A 20,959-nucleotide genomic window follows, 5' to 3' on the forward strand; every position below is an offset into this window, starting at 1 on the left:
GGGTATTTCAAACACTGAACTCAATCCGTTGTAAATGGATTGAGTTTTTTACTTGATCTTTATTGAAGCTTGTTTTCTCAAGGATAGTTTTAATGTATTTGACGAAAATATACGTAAATATGATATAGGAGCGATGGAATTGACCAAAAGTATTCCTCTTACATTGTTATTATTAAGTGTCTTACTTGTTGGAACCAATAATGAAACAGCATATGCAAATTCAAGCAATTCTCCTCAACCTTTAGAGGAATTTCTTCCTGAAATAGGATACAAAACAATAGAATCCGCATTAAAAGATGTTGAGCAACATTTTAAACGAGAACTTAAGCTACCGCTTAGAGTCCCACCAATCAGTTTTACCCATCATCTCGGAAGGTTCAATAATATAGATGGCGATATGAACGATTATTTTGAAGTAAAAATGATAAGTGAGCAATTACCTCAAAACCATTTTAAAATTGATGTACGGCCGATTCGGTATAAAATCACATTTGAAAAGTATATATCAAATGTCTTGAAGCTGGAAAATGGAAATGATGCAACGTATATTGAAAACCCGAGAATTGGTTTTAATTTGTTAGTCTTCGAAAGAGATGATTGGCAATATGTGTTTAGTATTGATAGAGATGTGTCTGATAAAGTAACACCCGAAATACTTGTTCAGCTAGCAAATTCTATTGATTATTGAGCTGTTTGGTTTAGACGGCTCATGTCTTTTCTCCAACTAGCGACGCTGAATAAGTGAATAAGGGTTGGAAACAATACCCCTAAAAAGGGAGCCAGGAAATGAAAAAAATAGTTGTTATTATCTTGCTTTTGTTAATTGGAGTTGGTGATATTGAGAAAATATCTGCTCATGCATCACAATCCACTGAAGAGACTTTTGAGGTTGATGAACAAGAATTATCTATAAAGCAAGCGATTGAATTAGCATATCCGTCTGCATTGAAATGGAATGAAAAGGCTCAATTGTTGCAGGCAATAAATATAGATTTAGATCCGCCGGGGAAGTCCATTGGCAGCAACGGCAAAAGAAAATATTGGAACATTTTATTTGGCGTACCAGATACTAATAAGGCTTTTTTAGTAACCATTCATGAGGGGGAAATAGACCATACAAGTGATTTAACGAGGAATGGTTCTTCTCCTTACCCCAAAAAAGAGTTTATACAAATGGAAGATATTACGTATGATTCACCAGAATTACTAGAAAAAGCACTGAAAATAGGTGGTATTTATCCCGGGAAAGACTGGGCGAAAGGTTATAATTTTAGGCTTATAAAAGACACAGAGAGAAATATGAGCCTCATACTAGTGATAGGCTGGAATAGTGACTAGATAGAAATGAAAGCTGCGGGCTTTAATGCTGCAACAGGAGAATATATTAAACCGAATTTGTAAGTTCCGTTCCTTATTAAGTTAACGTTTTAATCAAACGTTATTATGAATTAACAGTAACTTTTGAAAAAAATAATCCTCCAATTGTTAGACTGTTTCTAATGACTGGAGGGCATTTTATTTTAATGAGTTGAAACCGATTTTCTTTTTCTAGCAAAATAGAGAAATACTAATTGGCATAATAAAATAAAAACAAAAGCCACGCCTAATACTATAAATGCAACTAACCTTAATTCAGGGGTTTGCTCTAATCCAGCACCGTCTACCTTCCTCATAGCAATAAACATTGCCGCAGCACCAAACAATACTAACCATAACAAACTTGTTGCCCACCATAATTTCATCATGATTCCACCTCCCTTAAAGTATCATTAAATATATTTACGATAAGGTGTTTGAATGGTTTCAAAATATTGGTATTTTAAAACAGCGCATAGTGTCAAATAGCGAAATCGATATACAACTTAATTTTAAATAAGTGTTAAATTGCATCTATTTACCTAAATGGCACTTATCCTCAGTTAAGTTGTATCTCAAAATCGATTAATGGCGGTTTGGTCATTTTTTAAAGGGAACATCTGGTTTTTTTATAAAAAAATCGTAAGTTATCATTTGTTTTTATTGTTTTTTATGGATGGCCACGTCATAAAGGCATGTATCAACCACTTTAGATGAAGATGTATTTTTCTAAAAAAGCTCGATTATTTTCGTTTTTAGTTCCAAAAGGCTCTTTTTTTGCCCTCCACATAAGCCCTCTCTTTAGTAAATTTCTCTCTTTTTTATCAGAACAATAGTTAGTAGAGTGCCTTATTTTGAATGAAAACGTTCATTTTTTAGCCGAAATGCAAACAAGTTGGGTGATTTGTTTGCTACTTTATTATTTTATGTAGGAGCGAATAACATTTGGCGGTTGTCCCTGAAAAGGCAGGGATTGATCATTTTTCTGATGAAATTGTGCAAGCTGGTTATGATCAAACGAAGCAGCTGGTACGGATGAAGTGGGATATTACGGTTGGTTTCTCCTTACTTAAGATAATGACTGAGTTTAATATTTTTGCTAAGGCAGACTGTTTCACTATCCTTTCCAATCGTATATAAGTCTAATAACGTCGTATCTCCTAAAGTGAGGTATGGCGTTATTTTATGAGTCCCCCTCCCTCATTTCATAATTTGGACAAAAAATAAAAAGAAAATAGGTCTTGTTAACTCTTTGATTTGCAATTAAAAAGTTAATCTAATAGAATATCTAACATGTTAAAATCAAAGTACTTTAATTAAACTATTTAAATTAAAATACAAACTACTTAGAAGGGGTTAAATAAATGAGATTTACAGAGTTTTTGAAGAGTAAAGGTGCCACGGCTGCTTTATTTATGGGGGTTTTTTATACAGTCTGTATGTTAGGTATCTTTTTGCCAGGGTACACAGCTATCCCTGGGAATATCGATCAGTTACCGATTGCTATTATTAATGATGATGCAGGGGAAGTCGGGGCGCAAATTGTAGAGAGCTTAGAAGAACAACTGCCATTTGAAGAAATAAAGACAGATCTTTCGAATAAAGCTGCGTTAGAAGAGCTAGAAGATAACGAATTAGCGTTAGTGATTCATATTCCAGAAACGTTTTCAGCTGATTTACAAAATCGTGATGTATCATCAAGTATTGACTTTACGCTGAATGAAGCAGGTGCCACAGTCGTATCCTCTTCGATGACACAAGTGATTGCCCAAATTAATGCGCAATTAAGTACACAATTCTCGCAGCAAACAGCACAAGGTATTTTAATGAACTTGAATGTACCTGAAGCGCAAGCAAAAGAAATGACGGAGCTGATTGAAAACAGCTATGTAGGCAATGTTGTGACAATCAATGATATGCCAGACGGGATGCACAACAATATGTTACCAATGTTCTTAACGATGTCTTTATATGTAGGGGCGATGATTGCAGCGATGCAATTAGTAGGTGCATTTAAAGCAAATCGCGGAAAAGCGACGAAAACACGTTTATTTATTTATGTACAGTTAACGGCAATTTTTGTTGGGGTGATTGCTGGTATAGCTTCAGCAGGAATCGCATTTGGTATCAATGATTTAAGCGGCGATGTATTCTTCCCAATTTGGGGACAACAAATCCTGAATTATTGGGTATGCTTTAACTTCACAGCGATCGTCGTATTTTTAATGGGAGAGGCAGGGATGCTACTCAATATCCCGATTTTATTAGTGCAAACGCTTGCGAATGGTGCAACGATTCCCCGTGAGATGATGTATGCGCCGTATGAATGGGCAAGTCATATTACGCCGATGTATTATTCTGTGCAAGCTTACTTTGCAAGTATTTTTGGTAGTACAAGTGCTAGTCCTTATATAGTCGGGTTAGCAATTGTTGGTGTAGTAGCGATGCTTATTAACGGTGTGATTGTGTGGATTTTCCATAAGCCACTGGAAGTAGCACATACAACAGAATTGGCAAAAGTGTAATTTCGGCTGAAGTAAATACGTAGTTTTGATAGAATAGAACTATTATTTGCCTAAGGAGCTGAAACAATGGCAATTCAAATTTTCATTTTAACAAAGCTGATGGAAGAAGATAATTATCCTTATAAATTGAAAAAACAAATCGCAGAATTACAGCCTCTTGATACAATCAATGGTTTGACGGAAAGTAAGTTATACTACCATTTTGAATCGTTAGCGAAGCAAGGGTTCATTGAGACAAAAGAAGTGATTAAAGAAGAACACCGACCAGACAAACAAGTATTTGCCATTACTGAAAAAGGTCGAGAAGCTTTACCGAAGAAGATATATAAACTATTTGAAAATGCCAATTCCATTGGTGATATGATTATTGGTTTAGCCAATATGAAATATGTCGACCGCGATAAAGTCATTCGGATATTAGAAAAAAAGGTAGACGGCATCAAAACAACTTGGGAGAGGATGGCTCAATTTGAGGGGAAACATTTTGTGGAACCAGGGCAAGAAGTATTAGCAGACTTTGTGAGCGATTATGCCCATTATCGAATTGATAGCTCTATCCAGTATTTCGAGCGATTGATTGAGCATATTCGAAAAGAGGAAATATAGGGAAAAGGCTATTTGCACATTGTAAATAGCCTTTTCTTTTTAACTATGATTAAAAATTCTTTTTAAAATAAGGTGTTTTTTTCAATATGATACAAACAGGAATGGCAATGATAATGCCTAATACGTTTTGTGTAAGGTCACCAGGAATTGAAGCTAATGGGGCAACCCAGTTATTGTATAGAATGCCTTCACCGATGTAATAAACGGCAATCATCACAGGAATGGACACGATCATTGCGAGCACATTTAATGCGATATTGTCACCTTTGTGTCCTTTTGACCAAGCAATTTTACCAACGATGAAGCCTTGTAAAGCACGCGCTACAATCGTAATCGGTGCCCAGATCATCCAACCTCCGACGATATCAAATAATCCCATGCCAATTGCACCAGCTAAAGCACCTTTTTTCGGACCAAATAAAATAGAGGCAATAAAAAGCATTGCTGTGCCTAAATGTACTAAACCACCTTTTGATAAAATGGGTAGCTTAATATTTAAATAAACTGTCGACACGAATACAAGTGTAGCTAACATCGCTGTAATGACTAAATCAAACGTTTTCTGACGCGGTTTCGAATAAGTTTGTGTATTTTGCATATCTATCTTCCTTGCTATTTAGAATATACCGACAACTTTAGCAAAAGACTGATGTCTATAAAAGTGCCAATTTAAGAAAAAAAGATGTGGTCAGTTTGGGGGCTGTTAGCGTAGCACTCGGAAGGACTTCTGGAGACACGAGGATTTTCCACGGTTTCGATTTATGGTACGATGGATAAAGTGTAAGTTGGATCGATTGGATGGAGGATATTATGAAAAAAGTCGCTGTAATACAGGATATGTCATCTTTTGGTAAGTGCTCATTGACAGCTGCGCTTCCAGTTCTTTCGGTGATGGGCGTGCAAGCATGTCCGTTGCCAACTGCGATATTAACGGCACAAACGGGTTATCCAAGTTTTTTTTGTGAAGATTTAACATCTAAAATGAGCCATTTCGTAGAGGAATGGAGTAAACTAAATGCCCACTTTGACGGCATTCATACGGGCTTTGTGACGGGTAAGGAGCAAATCGACCATATTTTTCAGTTTTTAAATCAATTTCATACAAAAGAAACGACTTTACTTGTGGATCCGGTCATGGGGGATATGGGTGAGGTGTATAAACTGTTTACGGGTGAATTGCTGGAACGTATGAAAGAGCTTGTGAAGCGTGCAGATGTCATTACACCCAATATTACAGAGTGTTGTTTATTAACGGGATTATCCTATGAGAAATTACATAGCTATTCAAAAGAAATGGACTATATTCAAGCAGTAGAAGAAGCTGGACGGATATTGCAACACAATACGGGGGCACATGTCATTATTACAGGTGTCAACCCACCGTCAAACGATGCAACGAAGCAGTCTATTGGCAATATGTATGTGGACGGAGACAGAACCTTTTATAGTAAGCGGGAGTTTAATGGAGAAAGCTATTCGGGCACAGGTGACTTATTTGCATCCGTCATTATGGGCAGCATGATGCGCGGGCAGGACCTTGTGGACTGTTTGCAGCTAGCAGAGACTTTTCTGACAGCCGCTATTCATGACACGTCCTTGGAGCAAAGTCCTAGAGAAGCAGGCATTAACTTCGAAAAATATTTGCGTATGTTATTGTAAAACTAAGTAATCTATATAAAATCCCACGGAAAAAATTTTCCGTGGGATTATTTTTTTATTTAACAATTGTCCTATGCTTAACTAGGGTACTTACCTCGTTCATCCACTTACTATGTAGGTTGTTAGCAAATACTTATCAAAATAACGTAAAAAAAGAATATTCCGATAATTCGAGCGAGATTAGTCGTTTTCGCGGAGAAAATAACAAAATGAATCATCGGAAATTACGGTAAAAGAAATAAAAATGCAATAAAAAATTAGTTTGAAGAAGTCTTTTGAATGAAGAGAAATCCATCTGTGAAGAATGTATTACCTATCGTTTATGCCACAAATTACACCCATTTTTCAGCCCAATATTCCACGGCTTGAAGCGCAGTTCCTAAATCGTGTCCTTTAGTAGTTAAAGAATATTCAGAACGAATCGGGCGGTCAGATATAACATTACGTATAACAATCCCATAATCTTCGAGTTCTTTCAGCCGCTCTGTTAACATTCGCTTGCTTAAGTCAGGAATGACAGAATTTATTTCACTGAACCTTTTTGGCATATCCATCAATGAATTGATAATTAAACATACCCATTTTTTTTCTATAATTTGATAAGCCACTTCAATTTTGTTGCAAACTACTTCCTCTTGATGTAGTTCGTTCAATCGTAACACCTTCTTAATATACAATTAATAGGTTTTTGTTAACTATTTATAACAATAAACTATTTTAATATTATCATTATATTTTGTAAATTCAAAGCTACTAAAATAAATTTGTTCATATTATTGACACACTCTATTTATAAAGTTATTATTGGTTACGCAAAGTTACCTGGTTATTATAAATCTATTTATGGTGTTAGCCTAATAATGTCAACATAAAATTAAGGTTTAGGACAAGTATTTTTACAGCCTATAATCGTTGTTAAATATGTATTGGTGAAGGAGAAAATAGTATGAAAAAGTTGAATGGGAAAGTAGCAATCATCACTGGTGGTGCAGGTGGTATTGGTAAAGGGATGGCTACTGCTTTCGTGAAAGAAGGCGCAACAGTTGTCATTGTTGACTTAAATGCAGAGCTTGGAAACGAGACAATTAAGGAATTACAACAATACCAACCTGAATCGATGTTTATGCAAGCAAATCTTGCAGAGCATGAAAAATTAGGGGATATTGTCAAAGAAGTTGCTGAGAAATTTGGCAAGATTGATATTTTAGTAAATAATGCACATGCATCAAGAATGGGCTCTATTGCAGAAACAACAAAAGCCGATTTCGATTTATCGTTTAATACGGGATTCTATCCAACATTCTACTTAATGCAAGCGGCACTTCCATATTTAAAAGAAACAAAAGGAAATATTATTAATTTTGCATCTGGCGCGGGCATTAACGGAGATGTAAATCAAGGTTCGTATGCAGCTGCAAAAGAAGCAATTCGTGCTATTACGCGTGTAGCAGCAAATGAATTTGGTCCATTTGGAATCAATGTAAACATCATTTCTCCAATTGCCAAATCACCAGGTATGGTGCAATGGGCAGAAGAAAACCCAGAATACTACCAAGGTATGTTAGCGAAAATTCCACTAAGAAGATTAGGGGAAATTGAGGAAGATATCGGACGTGTGGCTGTATTCCTAGCAAGTGAAGATTCTGCTTATATTACAGGTCAAACAATTATGGTAGACGGTGGCTCTATTAAACTACGTTAATAATGAGTGCTTTGCGTTTCAATCATATAAATCATGCCGTGTCGTTTAGACGACATGGTCATAAAAAAATTAGAAGATAAGGATTACATCATGACTCAACAACAAAAGAAAAAAATCCACTACGCTTGGTGGTTATTAATTGCTGTATCAATTATGGTCGGTGTAGGTAAAAATGGTATTTCGACTGCAGGTGGATTATTCCTAACACCTGTTACGGAAGATTTAGGTATTGGTATGGGGAGCTTAACTCTATACTTTAGTATTGCCTCTATTGTTACAATGATTTTCTTACCGATTGCAGGTAAGTTAATGGCGAAATATGATATACGATTAATTTTAATCGTTTCGATTGTATTAATGGCTGGTTCGTTCGCCATGTTCGGCTTTATGAGCTCTGTGTGGGGCTGGTATTTATTCTCGATTCCAATGGCAATTGGTTCGATTTTTATTACACAAATGGCAGGCCCTGTATTAATCAATAACTGGTTTAAGAAGCATAATGGTTTAGCAATCGGGATCATGGTAGCAATCGGTGGTGTATTTGGTGCCATTATTCAACCGTTTGCGGGGAACTTAATTGCTACGCAAGGCTGGAGATTTACGTATATTGCTTTAGGTTTAGGTGTAGCAGCGGTGATCATTCCAATCGTATTATTAGTCATTCGAATGGCTCCCCAACAAAAAGGATTACAACCATTAGGTATGGATGAAGTGAATACGAACGAAAATGCTACGGCACAACAAGAAACATTAACTGGTGTAGCAGCGGCAGTCGCAAAAAAATCGAGCGCATTTTACGCATTATTATCGTTCTTCTTCATCATCACATCGATTGCGAGCTTCAGTCAACATATTGCGCCGTTCGCAATGGGCGTTGGCTATGATATTAAATTTGCTGGTAGCGCACTAGGTGCAATGCAGATCGGTGTATTAATCGGTGCTTTATCGTTTGGTGTATTAAGTGATAAAATTGGTGCAAAAAATACAGCCGTATTCGGCATGCTATTAGGTTTAGTGCCGGTTGGTATTTTCCTAACAGTTCCTGAAAACCCAACATTATTTACTGTCGCTATTGGTATTTTTGGGTTTGTTGTAGCATCACTAGGTACACTAGGTCCACTTTTAACAACTGCTTTATTTGGTAAAAAAGATTACAGTCAAATTTACTCTACTGCAGCGATTGGTTTAGCAGTTGCAGGTATTATTGCGTTACCTGGATACGGATTTATTTATCAATTCACAGGTAGCTATACATTTGTGCTATATGCACTTGCCTTCATGTTAGTTTTAAATGCACTATTAGTAGTAGTAGCATTTAAAGGTAAAAAGAAATTAGAAAAAGCAGGCATGTGGAAGTAATTACACTTTCGTGCACAATAAATAGATAAGTTAGTATAAGTTTCATTAAAATCATCCCATTGCTATCATGCTTAGCATTGGGGTGATTTTTTCTTGATTATTTATACAAGTATCTTAAAACTGTGGCCATTTATAGCGTGTATATCGTCGCTGTATCCGGTCAAAATCCACCGGCACGAGCAAAAGCTAGCCTCCTATCCAGTCAAAATCCTACAGTGAATTTAGGCTAATTTTTAAAGTCAATCGTTATTAGGCTGGAACATTAAAATGAACTTATTTTACGTGAAATGATGGGGGATTATTTTTCAATTCTACGATCCTCCATACTAGAGAAAAATGAAATCTTTTTCTTTTTAGTTAGGAAATAATTGGCGCATGGAATCTCGCGAATTTATGGTAGAATGTATGGCTGAAAGGAAAACATCATGAAAAGAACAGCATATTTTGATAACGCAAAAGCTATATTAATTTATTTAGTTGTATTAGGGCATTTAATGTCGGGCTATTTAAATGAAAACCAATATGTAGATACTTTGTATTTAGTCATCTATTTATTTCATATGCCAGCTTTCATTTTAATAGCGGGTCACTTTTCTCGAAAGATTAAAAGTCTAGATGATATAAAGAAACTAGGTAAAACGCTAGTGTTACCTTATGTTATATTCCAAATTTTATATACCCTTTACTATAGGAACGTTTTTGGGGATCATGTACAATTTGAGTTTTTTGAGCCACGCTATGCGTTATGGTTTTTAGTGAGCATGATTATGTGGAAAATGATGCTATGGGTATTTAGTAGTCATAAAGGGATGATTGTAGTATCGATAATTGTATCATTATTAGTAGGTTATGTGAGTGAAGTAAACGAGTGGCTATCACTATCGAGAACATTTTTCTTCTTCCCCTTCTTTTTAATGGGCTATTACTTAAATCGTGAAAACTTTGTAAAGATGAAAAATAAATGGAATGTACGGGTTGCCAGTATGTTAGCTGGTACACTGATTGTATTTGTTTATCTATACGGAGATGTGCGGTGGAAAGAATGGTTTTTTGGAAGAGTACCATATGAAGACATTAGCTATGGGCTGTTGGAATCAAGTGTCTTAAGTAGATTATTTATATATGTGTTAATGATAGTAAGCACATATATTTTCTTATCGCTCGTCCCTACGGAAAATCAGTTTTATACAAATATTGGCGGTAAAACGTTAGGGGTTTACTTATTACATTTATTTATCATTAGAGCATTTAAAGAAACAGACATTTATGTATGGATAGAAGATACAGGGAATTATATGGCTTTGTTTGCCATAGCCTTTCTCATTGTATATGTCCTATCGAGTAATTGGGTGTGGAGAGTAACTGCGCCATTAATTACGGTGAATAAAAAATAATAGTTATGTGAGGGAAGGGGACGTCTGAGAAGACATCTCCTTTCTTTAGTATATTTTTAACTTCTTTCAGCAGGTGTTCAAACATAGTGGTGCTTCTTTTGCTAACAGAGCAAGCTTGTTCAATATGAGATAGGTTACAATAAACATGAATGAAAGAGTGTAAAGGAGTTAGTTTGACATGATTTATGCGATTGTTTTGTTTGTACTTGCAGGCATAGCAGAAATAGGTGGCGGTTATTTAATCTGGTTATGGTTAAGAGAAGGCAAACCGTTTTATTGGGGTGTATTTGGAGGAATCGCCTTAGCTTTATACGGTGTAGTGGCTACATTTCAATCATTTCCATCGTTCGGTAGAGTTTATGCGGCCTATGGAGGCGTATTTATTGTGCTTTCTGTCCTGTGGGGATGGGGCATTGATAAAAAAACACCAGATTTATATGATTGGCTAGGTGCAGGGATATGCTTAGTCGGTGTAGCAGTCATGCTATTAGCACCACGATCATAAAGAAGCAGTGATTGTTCGGGCTAGATGCTTTTGGTAAAGCTGTATTGAGAACACTAGCCTAGAACACCGCCGATATGCTGACGGTGCTCATATGAAAAGTGCAGCTGGCGCAAATGTTTTGCGAAAATTGAAATGGACCTCAGTGCAACATCGGATAGTCATAAATAGCACCTAAATTCTTATTCCTGCATAAAGAAACGCTTTCTTTCTTTCGTAATCCATCCTTCTAAGTCTTCATCATATCGTCGAATAAGACGATTCACTAACACATCATGCCATATATAATCTTCCAATAAATAAATATGAACGGGGTCATCCGTATAAAAGGCAATCGCTCGGTCTTCTAATGATGGACCATAAATCATTTCTTCTGAATCAATTGATAAAATAAACCAATGGGCGCTCGTATGGGCCTCTGTAAAAGGGGTAATCCGGTGAATATCCAGTTGTTTCACTGGATTTTGTACATGTAATGTGATCCCTTGAATGATAATCTGTTCATCCACGGCTTGTAACGCTTCTTCTAATAACTCGTACATATCATCCCACATCGAAAGGACAATTTTCTTTTGGGCTTTACTAATTAATTCTTTGCAATAGCTGATAATCGTTTCCCGCTCCTTCAACGTAATCACACGATTATCTAACTTCACTTCGTTATTTTCTAAAGTTTTTAGCCCTTTCCTTAATGTGTTGAACGTATTTTCCCATTCCATCGACGTTTTTTTTAGAAATACATCTACAGGTAAAGGGGAATAGGTTGTACTATTAGGCAATTCTTCTTTTAAAGCAATTCCTCTTTGTACTAAGTTGTCGAGAACATCATAAATGCGTGCGCGAGGAATACCTGAATTTTTACTCACTTGATAGGCGGTTGTAGCCCCTAATTTTACAAGCGAAATATAACATTTTGATTCATATTCATTAAAGCCAATACTTTTTAATTGATTGATTAATGCATTCATAAAAAACACCTCGTCTCTTTTTAATATTAACGGAAACAAAACTATTTACAAGCAAGCACTCATTAGTTACTATTTCGGTAGTAACTAATGAGAAGAGGATAAAGAATGTTTTTTGAATTAGATCCTACGATTTTAATAATTTTAATTGTATTTGGTTTTTTAGCTGCTTTTATTGATTCGGTCGTTGGAGGAGGAGGCTTAATTTCCTTACCGGCATTAATGTTTACAGGATTACCACCAGCTACGGCTGTGGCGACGAACAAATTAGCGGGAACAGTCGGCTCATTGACAAGTACGATTATGTTTTATCGCTCGGGGAAGCTGGATTTAAAATCAGTTATTAAATTTTTCCCATTTGTATTTATTGGCTCAATGATAGGTGCCTGGATTGTACATCTACTAAATCCAGATGTATTAAAACCGTTAATGCTCATCATGTTAGCGGGTGTGGCTGTTTACACAATCTTAAAAAAAGATTGGACCCAACAAAAAGAACAAGTGCAGTTGTCACGAGGAAAATGGATTTTGTTTATCGGTGTTATTACTGTGATTGGCTTTTATGATGGGTTTTTAGGACCGGGGACAGGTTCCTTTTTAATTTTCGCTTTTTTAATGATGGGCTTTAACTTTTTAACAGCAGCGGGGAATGCAAAATTTCTGAATTTCGGTAGTAATATTGCAGCGCTTATAATGTTTATCATTTTAGGACAAGTCAATTTTGCATATGGTATTCCAATGGGGATTGCACAATTAGTCGGCTCCATTTGTGGCTCACAGTTTGCTATCAAAAAAGGAAGTAATTATGTCCGATTATTATTTATTACCGTTACAGTGACGATGCTTATTAAAAATGCTTATGACTATGTTCAAACGTATATTTCGAAATAAGTATGTTTATTTAATTGATAAAGAAGTAGAAGAGGGCGTCCCAAAGTTACGGTTGGGGCGCCCCTTTTATGATAGGGAGTCTCTAGTAGGCATAAAAATATGTTTCATTTAGACAATAACAAGATGATGGTCACAGTAGTAGTTAGATGTGCTTTCAATAGAATTTACTTATGTCTGTCGAAGAAGGTTGGATGATATCTGTTATTGCAAGATAGAGGTTTTCTGGATATTCAGCTATACGGTGACATAAATACAAGTACCACTCTGTTCCGTAAGTTAAATATACTTTGCTGTTGTATCCTTTATTTTTTAACTCTTTTAACAAATCGGGACGTATCCCGTAGAGCATTTCTATTTCTACCTGTGGCTGTTTGAAGTATTGACGATGTTCTATTTCTTGAATAAGTGTCTCATCATGTGTGGCGATGGATATTGGATGATTCGCATCGAGTAATTGTTCTACAAATTGGAGGTAACGATCATTTAAATCTGTTGATCTAGCCATCGCAATAGTAGAAGGTTCTTGATAAGCGCCTTTGACAAGTCGTATTTTCCCAGGATAGTGAATCAGTTCTTGAAGATCATCGTTTGAGCGAAATAAATGTACTTGTATAGTGATTCCCACATTAGGGTACTGCTCTGTTGTTTTTTTATAGATAGTCAGAATATCGTTTGTTTTCGATGATTCCTCCATACTAATCATAACGGTTATGCCGTATTCTTGTGCTTTTTTAGCTATCTCCAGTAAATGAAGATAGGCTGTATCTGGGTTCACAGATAGCCCGATATGCGAAAGATCTAGTGAAACCGTTTGCTGCATAGACATAGTGCCCATTTCTTCAATCAGATTTAAAAATTCCTGTTTTGCTTGTTGGCATTCTTCTAAATTCGTCGTATTTTCCCCTATATATTCCAATGAAACAGAATAGCCATTTGAAATCAGTTCTTTTGCTATGACGATCCCATCTTTTCTCTTTTCGCCAGTGACAAATCTTTGTGCGGCTTTTAATAATAGCGGATAGAGCTCCTTCGATTGTTGAATGTGGGATTTAATCTGTTCATTTCGTGCAACGGATTTCAGTGCTTGGGTGAATTGAATTTCTGGATTCATCATTATTATACATCTCCCTTTTCCTATTTGAGTTCACTTTATCATGATAAACTGGTCTATATTAGTACCATTTATTTCATTTTTTGATAGTGCCAATTTTAGTGGAGGGGAAATGTACAGATGCTGTGGATACCTATTGATCGATCTTTAGATATACCGTTAATTCGACAAGTCTATCAACAAATACGAGAACGAATTTTAAAGGGGGAATTACAAGCTGGAGAAAAATTACCCTCAACACGTGAACTATCTGGTGAGTTAAAAGTGTCTAGAAATGTCATATTAGAAGCTTATGATCAACTAATGGCGGAAGGCTTTTTAACTTCCCGAACGGGTTCAGGGACATTTGTAGGAGAAGGAACTTTTTTAGAGCCACCTAAAAAGCCGCCTTTATTTCACGCTTTCAATTTGGAGGACGATACAAACGAAGATGATCACATCATCAACTTTCGTTCAGGGATTCCAGCATTAGATTTATTTCCGCGTAAGACATGGGCGAAATTGTCTTATGCCGTATGGAATGATACATCAAATGCGATGTTCGGCTATGATATTCCTGAAGGACGTCCAGAATTAAGAAAGGCTTTATCACGTTATTTATTGAAAACAAGAGGAGTGAATTGTCACCCAGAACAGATTGTCATTACGTCTGGGGCAACGCAAGCATTAATGCTTGTTTCTAAATTGCTCTTATCTCCTGATGATACAGTCGTCATGGAAGACCCCATCACGGATGACATTCAAACGATTTTTAGAACTACAGGTTCAGCTCTTTACCCCATTCCTGTGGATGAATATGGGATGAAGACATCTTTGTTGCCAGTACATACAAACCCAAAGTTTGTTTTTGTGACGCCTTCCCATCAGTTCCCTTTAGGTGGAACGTTACCGATTCAAAGACGCATTCAATTAATTGAGTACTCCAGACAAATAAATTGTTATGTGGTGGAGGATGACTATGACAGTGAGTTTCGATATGAAGGTTCACCCGTCAGTTCACTGCAGGGACTAGAGCCGGATCGTGTATTATATGTTGGTTCATTTAGTAAAATCTTATCACCAGCTCTTAGAATAGGGTATTTAATTCTTCCTTTGCATCTTGTTGAAAAATGTAGAAGGCTAAAATGGTTTTCAGATTTACATACCCCTTCTGTCGATCAGCTTGTCCTTACTCGGTTTATTGAGGAAGGCTATTTAGAACGACATATTACAAAGATGAAAAAAATTTATAAAAAGCGCAGAGATTTTCTGATTGATTGTATTAAAGCTACATTTTCGAACAAGATTACTATTTTCGGTTATTCGACGGGGTTACACCTTATTCTTGAAGTGCCAGACTTCCATTTTTCAATTCAAGCACTGAAACAAATCGAACGGGCGGGTGTGAAAGTATATCCGGTAGAAGATCATACAATTGAAAAAGGAAACCATCCTAATCGAATTATTTTAGGCTATGGGCATTTAAATAATGAGGAAATAAAAGAGGGTGTCACTAGGCTGTATAACGCAATCTATAGATGTTAACGACGAAAAGAAAGGCTGATTAACTCCTAAAGGTAGGAAAAAAATTAGCCTTTTTATTTGTAAGCTAGGTTGAATAATATTATTAATTTTAATGCAAATATAGAAAGAATCACACGATGGTGAAGTCCCCTTTATTATTAAACCAAACGTTAGTTTCGAAATTAATCTATCTAAAAAAATAATATAATGACGATAGCACCGGACAGATTAGCAATAAAATGTGAAATAGCACTTATCCAAGCATTGTTTGTTTTGTAAAATACAACACCGTATAGAACACTATTTATGAAGATGAAGAAAATATCATAACTGACTACAGCAATATTTCCGGCTGCGAAATGACCAAATGAGAATATAATCGAAGTCAAAATTAAAGTTGGAATTATTGGTAATAACCCGCTTAATTGTTTTTGGAAAAAACCCCGCCATGCAATTTCTTCACCTATTGCAAAAATGGCAAGTTGAAGAACAAGTAATAATATTTTATCAAGCGAAATCACAAATTCTGTTCTGTTATAAATGTGTTCTATGAATTCAGGCAAGAACAGTGTTGCTAAAGTAAAACAGATAACGTTCATAATAGTTGGTGAAAAAATCCAAAACCAAATTGATTTGTCTTTTAAATTAGTACCGATAGCTTTTACATTTAAACTATCATCAGAAGTAACATTTCTTTTCGAAAATCTATTGATAAAGAAAAATGCAATACCAACAATAACAGATAAACCAGCAATATTAACCCCAAAAAAATTAGAAAAAGAAACAATAGCCATGACTACTATTGCAACCAAGCATATAATTTTATTTTTAGCCAAATTTATTTCCCCCTCTTTCCTATAAGTCTTTAAACTTATCTTTTTGTACTATATTTAGTTGAATTAGTTCTAATTAATTTGGGTTTTAAACTATCAGTAATAGTAGTTTATCCTTGGTTACATTGATTAAGAACAAACTTCATTTTTGTTTTAATGTGAAGTCCCCAGAAGTAGTTGTAACGGTTAAGGTCTTATCACCTTCGCCAATTACGCCAATGGCATGATTTTCTCCTATATCTTTAGAGATTATATCCTCCAATTGAATACTTGGTTTTCCAGAATCCCCTTTGAAGTCTACTTTGAGTGATTTTGGTTTTTCCTCAAAAGTAGCTTCAACATCTCCGCTCGTCGTCACAATATCTAATTCATTTAAGATTTTTTTCATTCCCACAGTTATGTCTCCAGAGCTTGTTTTAGCTTGTCCTCTCTGAGAGATTAATTCCTGCATCTCTACATCTCCACTAATAGACTCAATCAAGAAGTTTCCCATTGCGCCATGTTCAATTTTGATTGAACCACTAGTAGACATCATGGAACTAACCGCTGTGGTATTCAAGTTTTTGACGATTTGATCTCCAGAATCAGATATGATTTCAATATTTTTAGCGGTTATATTTTCAGTATTAATATCCCCAGAAGTAGTTTGTACTAACAACTCTTCATAAGTTCTTTCAGGTAATGTAATTTGTAAGGTTAAGTCCTTTTCACCTCCAAATTTAATGCCTAAACTATCGGCATTTGGCAAGAATGATATTTTTAATTGGTTATTAAGCTCTTCAATATTTATATGGTATTTATGTTTAAATGACTGAGCGATTTTCCCTTCTAATTTCACTAATATGTGATTGGAGGAACCTGAAGTAATTTCAATGTCAGTAGCGTTTGTTTGAAAGCTAATTATTTTTATATCATCGAGTTCAATTATTTTCTCTTCCTGTAGGGGCACTAATGTGAAGTACTCCTTTTTAAACAAAAAGCCGATGAGAACTACTAAAAAAGCTATGAGTAACAGCCCTACTATTCCTTTTTTCATCTCTTGTTCCCCTTTTCTTCAACTAATCCCTTTAAAGAGTTATTACTAGGGTACCGTTACATCTATTTCCTCTATATTTCTAATGGATAAATACCCTATTAGTAAACCAAACAACCCAAGGGAAATAGGAACTGCGATAATGGAAAACAGAGTAAAATTGTCGCTTGTAGAACTAGTTAGGGAGACGAGGAAAATAGAAGAAACAATTGTAGCTGGTGCCGATTTTCGAGGCATTCCAAATAATAAAGGAATAAGGCTCAGTCCAGCAGTAGCAAGAGCATGAAAGAATGCAGTTACGATACTTTTAGTAAGTGCTTCTATTTTGATTTCGCCTGGTATAAGGTCGAAAAATAAATCGAGTACATAGACAAGCCCATTCATAAACACTGTAGACAACATAACGGTTAGGAAGGTGAAAGTGACAATAATAGTTAACTTAGACAGCATGATTTGTTTACGTTTAATTGGATAGGTGAACATGATATTAATCGATTTATTTCTATATTCATCGATTACTAACTTAACAATAAGTACAGATGCGAAAATAACGAATGTTGCACGTATTGTAGAACTCATGATAAGTGTGACCATTTCAAAATCCTCAAAAGGGACGTTCTCGTCTAACTTTTCCAAAGTATAAATCATAAGTAGGCAGGCAATGAATCCGATATTCGCCAAAAGCACGCCTTTCCAATAATTGAACAGTTTATATTTTTTTATCTCAAGTTTTATAAGTTTAAACATTTATTCTACCTCCATTGATTATCTTGAAAAAGTAATCTTCTAAGGTGTGATCTTTTTTATTTATAGATTCAACTAAAATATTATTTAATACAAGTGTCTTCGATATTTCTCCTTGTGGTGTGTTTAGGTCATATATACGAATAGTTGTATCATCAAGTACCTTAAAGTTAGAAATGTTTAATTTATCATGTATTTCATAGGCTGCTTTCTTTACATCATCCGTTTTCAATTCGATATACTCTGTATTTTGAAGACGAATATCGTCCATTAATACTTCTTCAATAAGCTGCCCACCTTTGATCACCGCAATAGTATCGGCAATCTGCTCTATTTCGCCAAGAATATGGCTAGATAGTAACAATGTCATGCCATAATCTTTACTTAACATTTGGAAAAGATTTCTAAATTCTTTAATTCCTAGAGGATCTAGTCCATTTATTGGTTCATCTAAAATGAGAATTTCTGGTTTCGTTATAATAGCTCTTGCAACACCTAGGCGTTGCTTCATCCCTAAAGAAAAATCTTTTACGGCTTTTCCTTCAAAATTTTTTAGTTGCACCATACTTAAAACAGAATTGATCGCATCTGTGTTGTAGTAACCCATATATTCACAATGAAGCTGTAAATTCTCTCTTGCCGTTAATTTGTCATAAAAAACAGGATATTCAATAACGCTACCCATACTTTTTAGCATTTCGTAAGATGTCGATGTTACTTTTTCACCAAGGACGAGAATTTCTCCGCTTGATGGTTTCAATAAATTCATAATCATGCGCATAATCGTCGTTTTACCGGAACCGTTCGGGCCTAATAATCCATAAATTTCACCCTTTTTTACATGCATATTTACATTTGATACGACGGCGTTCCCTTGGTAAATTTTTGTGAGATTATTTGTTTGAATAATATAAGTCATATGCCGCGCCTCCCTTCTACTCTTTCTATTCTATTGATAGGATGTTTCTTTTTTATTACCCATTTCTTACAAAAATCTTAAGCCACAGTATGGATTAAAAAGAAACACGCTTTAATTCAACAGTAAATGTAGTTTTTTGGTAGGGGGTACTATCTAAAAATATATTTCCTCCTAATTGTTCAACTAATCTTTTCGTAATAGTTAAACCTAGCCCACTTCCTTGATAAAGCTTGTTCCTAGAATCCTCCATTGTGTATAGTCGTTCAAAGACACGATCCCGGTCTATTTCTGTAATTCCTTTTCCATTGTCCGATACTTCTATGTATACATAGTCGTTTCGATAAGTAAGCTTGAACCCAATTGTTTTCCCGTCTGCTCCATACTGGATTGAATTTGAAATTAAGTTATGGACTATACGCTGGATAGCGTCTTCGTTTCCTAAAACAAACATATGTCCTTCGGGTATTTCAATTGATACTTCAAATTCTTTCTTTGTTAAAATCTCATAATAATCTAGAATGATTTTTCGACATAGTTCACTCACATTTACTTTTGAAATTTCAAGTTTACTATCTTCAGATTCAAGCTTAACTAGTTCAAAAAAGCGTTTAATTAAATCTAAGACTTCTACTGTTTTTAAATGAACCGTATGTAGTAAGGATTTTCTTTTTTCTTCAGTAATGTGTTCTTCATGTACTAGCATTTCGATATAACCAAGCACAACAGTAAGAGGTGTTCTAAGATCGTGAGAAATATTAGATAACATCTTTCGCATGGATCTTTCTATTTTATGAAAATTAGCCACCGTTTTTTGATTATGTTCTACAAGGCGGTTTATTTGCAGTAATAATTTTTGGATGTGCTGATGATTTGTGTACAATAATAAATTTTCATGCGTGTTATTATTAATCGTTTCTTGAAGCTTCTTTTCGATATAGTAAATCTCTTTTATATGTACTTTACGCTGGTGAAAGAAATATACATTCAGTCCTAGAGAGAAAATAAATAAAATAAGAGCTAAATAAGTCATATTAAAATTCCCCCAGCTTATAACCAATTCCCCATAAAGTTTTTATATATTTGGGATGGGAAGGGTCATCTTCGATTTTTTCTCGAAGACGTCGAATATGTACATTGATGACATTTTCATCTTTATAATATTCCTCTTGCCATACGAGGTTATATAGCATAGACTTTGTAAAAACTTGATTTGGCCTACTGATAAATAGCTTTAAAATATGAAATTCTTTTGAGGTGAGTTTTACATCGACATTATGTTTTTTCACAGAAAAGCTATTTATATCAATGATTAAATCCCCAATTTCAAGACAATCATTTTGTCTAATCTCCTGTTGATTGGTTGGTAACATATAATCCGTTGTTCTTCTAATAAGGGCTTTAATTCTCGCGATTAATTCAATCATCGAAAAGGGTTTGGATATATAATCATCTGCACCAAACCCAAGTCCTAAAGCTTTATCTACATCCTCTCCTTTGGCAGACATGATTAGGATAGGAATCGTACTTTTAGTTCTAATTAATTTTAAACATTCTATGCCATCTAATTTAGGAAGCATAAGATCTAGTAAGATCAAATCGAAGTTTTGTGTATTTACTATTTTTAGTGCTGCCTCTCCATCAAAAACAGCTGTTACCGTAAATCCGTTTTTCTCTAAAGTTTCATGAATCATAGTGCTTATATCATGATCATCTTCTACGATTAAGATTCGTTTATTCAAATATATCCCGCCCTTTACACCTTGATTAAGTAATTTAATTGAAGTTTAACAGCTATTTTACATTATACTCATGTCTTTTATGTATCAAAAGAAATCGTAAAAATTAGGGACAGTCTAT

General features: G+C 35.2%; 22 protein-coding genes and 1 pseudogene. 12 read left to right on the plus strand and 11 right to left on the minus strand.

Annotated features, from left to right (window positions below):
- Positions 1-52: 52 nt before the first annotated feature.
- A complete protein-coding gene (locus AC3II9_RS14250; protein ID WP_489156445.1) occupies positions 53-688 on the plus strand; it encodes a hypothetical protein in 636 nt (211 codons plus the stop codon).
- A gap of 98 nt (positions 689-786) precedes the next feature.
- Complete coding sequence (locus AC3II9_RS14255) at positions 787-1,338, plus strand: hypothetical protein (RefSeq protein ID WP_489156447.1); 552 nt, start codon at positions 787-789, stop codon at positions 1,336-1,338.
- A 182-nt stretch (positions 1,339-1,520) separates the two neighbouring features.
- On the opposite strand, the gene AC3II9_RS14260 is transcribed toward AC3II9_RS14255, so the two are convergent.
- On the minus strand, positions 1,521-1,745 hold the full coding sequence (locus tag AC3II9_RS14260; RefSeq protein WP_489156448.1) for a DUF3923 family protein: 225 nt from the start codon (positions 1,743-1,745) through the stop codon (positions 1,521-1,523).
- A gap of 553 nt (positions 1,746-2,298) precedes the next feature.
- Between AC3II9_RS14260 and AC3II9_RS14265 the strand changes: the two are divergent.
- From AC3II9_RS14265 to AC3II9_RS14275, 3 genes and pseudogenes are all read left to right on the plus strand, one after another.
- Positions 2,299-2,496: pseudogene (locus tag AC3II9_RS14265) on the plus strand (iron chaperone); the annotation flags it as partial.
- A gap of 224 nt (positions 2,497-2,720) precedes the next feature.
- Complete coding sequence (locus tag AC3II9_RS14270; RefSeq protein ID WP_489156450.1) at positions 2,721-3,881, plus strand: YhgE/Pip domain-containing protein; 1,161 nt, start codon at positions 2,721-2,723, stop codon at positions 3,879-3,881.
- A gap of 66 nt (positions 3,882-3,947) precedes the next feature.
- On the plus strand, positions 3,948-4,487 hold the full coding sequence (locus tag AC3II9_RS14275) for a PadR family transcriptional regulator (protein ID WP_489156451.1): 540 nt from the start codon (positions 3,948-3,950) through the stop codon (positions 4,485-4,487).
- 49 nt (positions 4,488-4,536) lie between these two features.
- Here the strand turns inward: AC3II9_RS14275 and AC3II9_RS14280 are convergent, their stop codons facing one another.
- Positions 4,537-5,085 (minus strand): ECF transporter S component, encoded by a 549-nt coding sequence (locus tag AC3II9_RS14280; RefSeq protein ID WP_489156453.1) that lies wholly within the window; start codon positions 5,083-5,085, stop codon positions 4,537-4,539.
- 212 nt (positions 5,086-5,297) lie between these two features.
- On the opposite strand from AC3II9_RS14280, the gene AC3II9_RS14285 reads away from it, so the two are divergent.
- Positions 5,298-6,146: a pyridoxamine kinase gene (locus AC3II9_RS14285; RefSeq protein WP_489156455.1), complete on the plus strand. Its 849-nt coding sequence runs from the start codon at positions 5,298-5,300 to the stop codon at positions 6,144-6,146.
- A gap of 332 nt (positions 6,147-6,478) precedes the next feature.
- Here AC3II9_RS14285 and AC3II9_RS14290 read toward each other — a convergent pair whose 3' ends face one another.
- Entirely contained in the window at positions 6,479-6,799 is a 321-nt protein-coding gene (locus AC3II9_RS14290; RefSeq protein WP_489156457.1) for a winged helix-turn-helix transcriptional regulator, read from the minus strand.
- A gap of 293 nt (positions 6,800-7,092) precedes the next feature.
- On the opposite strand from AC3II9_RS14290, the gene AC3II9_RS14295 reads away from it, so the two are divergent.
- The 4 genes from AC3II9_RS14295 to AC3II9_RS14310 all read left to right on the plus strand — a co-directional run bounded on the left by AC3II9_RS14295 (position 7,093) and on the right by AC3II9_RS14310 (position 11,106).
- A complete protein-coding gene (locus AC3II9_RS14295; protein WP_489156459.1) occupies positions 7,093-7,848 on the plus strand; it encodes an SDR family NAD(P)-dependent oxidoreductase in 756 nt (251 codons plus the stop codon).
- Positions 7,849-7,938: 90 nt separating this feature from the next.
- Complete coding sequence (locus AC3II9_RS14300; RefSeq protein WP_489156461.1) at positions 7,939-9,207, plus strand: MFS transporter; 1,269 nt, start codon at positions 7,939-7,941, stop codon at positions 9,205-9,207.
- Positions 9,208-9,632: 425 nt separating this feature from the next.
- Entirely contained in the window at positions 9,633-10,601 is a 969-nt protein-coding gene (locus AC3II9_RS14305) for an acyltransferase family protein (RefSeq protein WP_489156463.1), read from the plus strand.
- Positions 10,602-10,779: 178 nt separating this feature from the next.
- Positions 10,780-11,106 (plus strand): YnfA family protein, encoded by a 327-nt coding sequence (locus tag AC3II9_RS14310; protein WP_489156465.1) that lies wholly within the window; start codon positions 10,780-10,782, stop codon positions 11,104-11,106.
- Between the two features lie 179 nt (positions 11,107-11,285).
- Here the strand turns inward: AC3II9_RS14310 and AC3II9_RS14315 are convergent, their stop codons facing one another.
- On the minus strand, positions 11,286-12,071 hold the full coding sequence (locus tag AC3II9_RS14315; protein ID WP_489156467.1) for a TrmB family transcriptional regulator: 786 nt from the start codon (positions 12,069-12,071) through the stop codon (positions 11,286-11,288).
- Between the two features lie 105 nt (positions 12,072-12,176).
- Between AC3II9_RS14315 and AC3II9_RS14320 the strand changes: the two genes are divergently transcribed.
- Positions 12,177-12,959: a TSUP family transporter gene (locus tag AC3II9_RS14320; RefSeq protein ID WP_489156469.1), complete on the plus strand. Its 783-nt coding sequence runs from the start codon at positions 12,177-12,179 to the stop codon at positions 12,957-12,959.
- A gap of 154 nt (positions 12,960-13,113) precedes the next feature.
- Here the strand turns inward: AC3II9_RS14320 and AC3II9_RS14325 are convergent, their stop codons facing one another.
- The gene (locus AC3II9_RS14325; protein ID WP_489156472.1) at positions 13,114-14,073 is read right to left on the minus strand and encodes a proline dehydrogenase family protein; all 960 of its coding nucleotides are present in this window, start codon (positions 14,071-14,073) and stop codon (positions 13,114-13,116) included.
- Positions 14,074-14,190: 117 nt separating this feature from the next.
- On the opposite strand from AC3II9_RS14325, the gene pdxR reads away from it, so the two are divergent.
- The gene (gene pdxR / locus AC3II9_RS14330; protein WP_489156474.1) at positions 14,191-15,594 is read left to right on the plus strand and encodes a MocR-like pyridoxine biosynthesis transcription factor PdxR; all 1,404 of its coding nucleotides are present in this window, start codon (positions 14,191-14,193) and stop codon (positions 15,592-15,594) included.
- Positions 15,595-15,764: 170 nt separating this feature from the next.
- Here pdxR and AC3II9_RS14335 read toward each other — a convergent pair whose 3' ends face one another.
- From AC3II9_RS14335 to AC3II9_RS14360, 6 genes are all read right to left on the minus strand, one after another.
- The gene (locus AC3II9_RS14335; RefSeq protein ID WP_489156475.1) at positions 15,765-16,409 is read right to left on the minus strand and encodes a CPBP family intramembrane glutamic endopeptidase; all 645 of its coding nucleotides are present in this window, start codon (positions 16,407-16,409) and stop codon (positions 15,765-15,767) included.
- A gap of 139 nt (positions 16,410-16,548) precedes the next feature.
- Complete coding sequence (locus AC3II9_RS14340; protein WP_489156477.1) at positions 16,549-17,442, minus strand: DUF4097 family beta strand repeat-containing protein; 894 nt, start codon at positions 17,440-17,442, stop codon at positions 16,549-16,551.
- 45 nt (positions 17,443-17,487) lie between these two features.
- Positions 17,488-18,126: an ABC transporter permease gene (locus tag AC3II9_RS14345; RefSeq protein WP_489156533.1), complete on the minus strand. Its 639-nt coding sequence runs from the start codon at positions 18,124-18,126 to the stop codon at positions 17,488-17,490.
- Positions 18,127-18,178: 52 nt separating this feature from the next.
- On the minus strand, positions 18,179-19,102 hold the full coding sequence (locus AC3II9_RS14350; RefSeq protein WP_489156479.1) for an ABC transporter ATP-binding protein: 924 nt from the start codon (positions 19,100-19,102) through the stop codon (positions 18,179-18,181).
- Positions 19,103-19,196: 94 nt separating this feature from the next.
- Entirely contained in the window at positions 19,197-20,132 is a 936-nt protein-coding gene (locus AC3II9_RS14355; protein ID WP_489156481.1) for a sensor histidine kinase, read from the minus strand.
- A 1-nt stretch (position 20,133) separates the two neighbouring features.
- Complete coding sequence (locus tag AC3II9_RS14360; protein WP_489156483.1) at positions 20,134-20,841, minus strand: response regulator transcription factor; 708 nt, start codon at positions 20,839-20,841, stop codon at positions 20,134-20,136.
- Positions 20,842-20,959 lie beyond the last annotated feature (118 nt).

Source organism: Lysinibacillus sp. RU7, assembly GCF_057837305.1.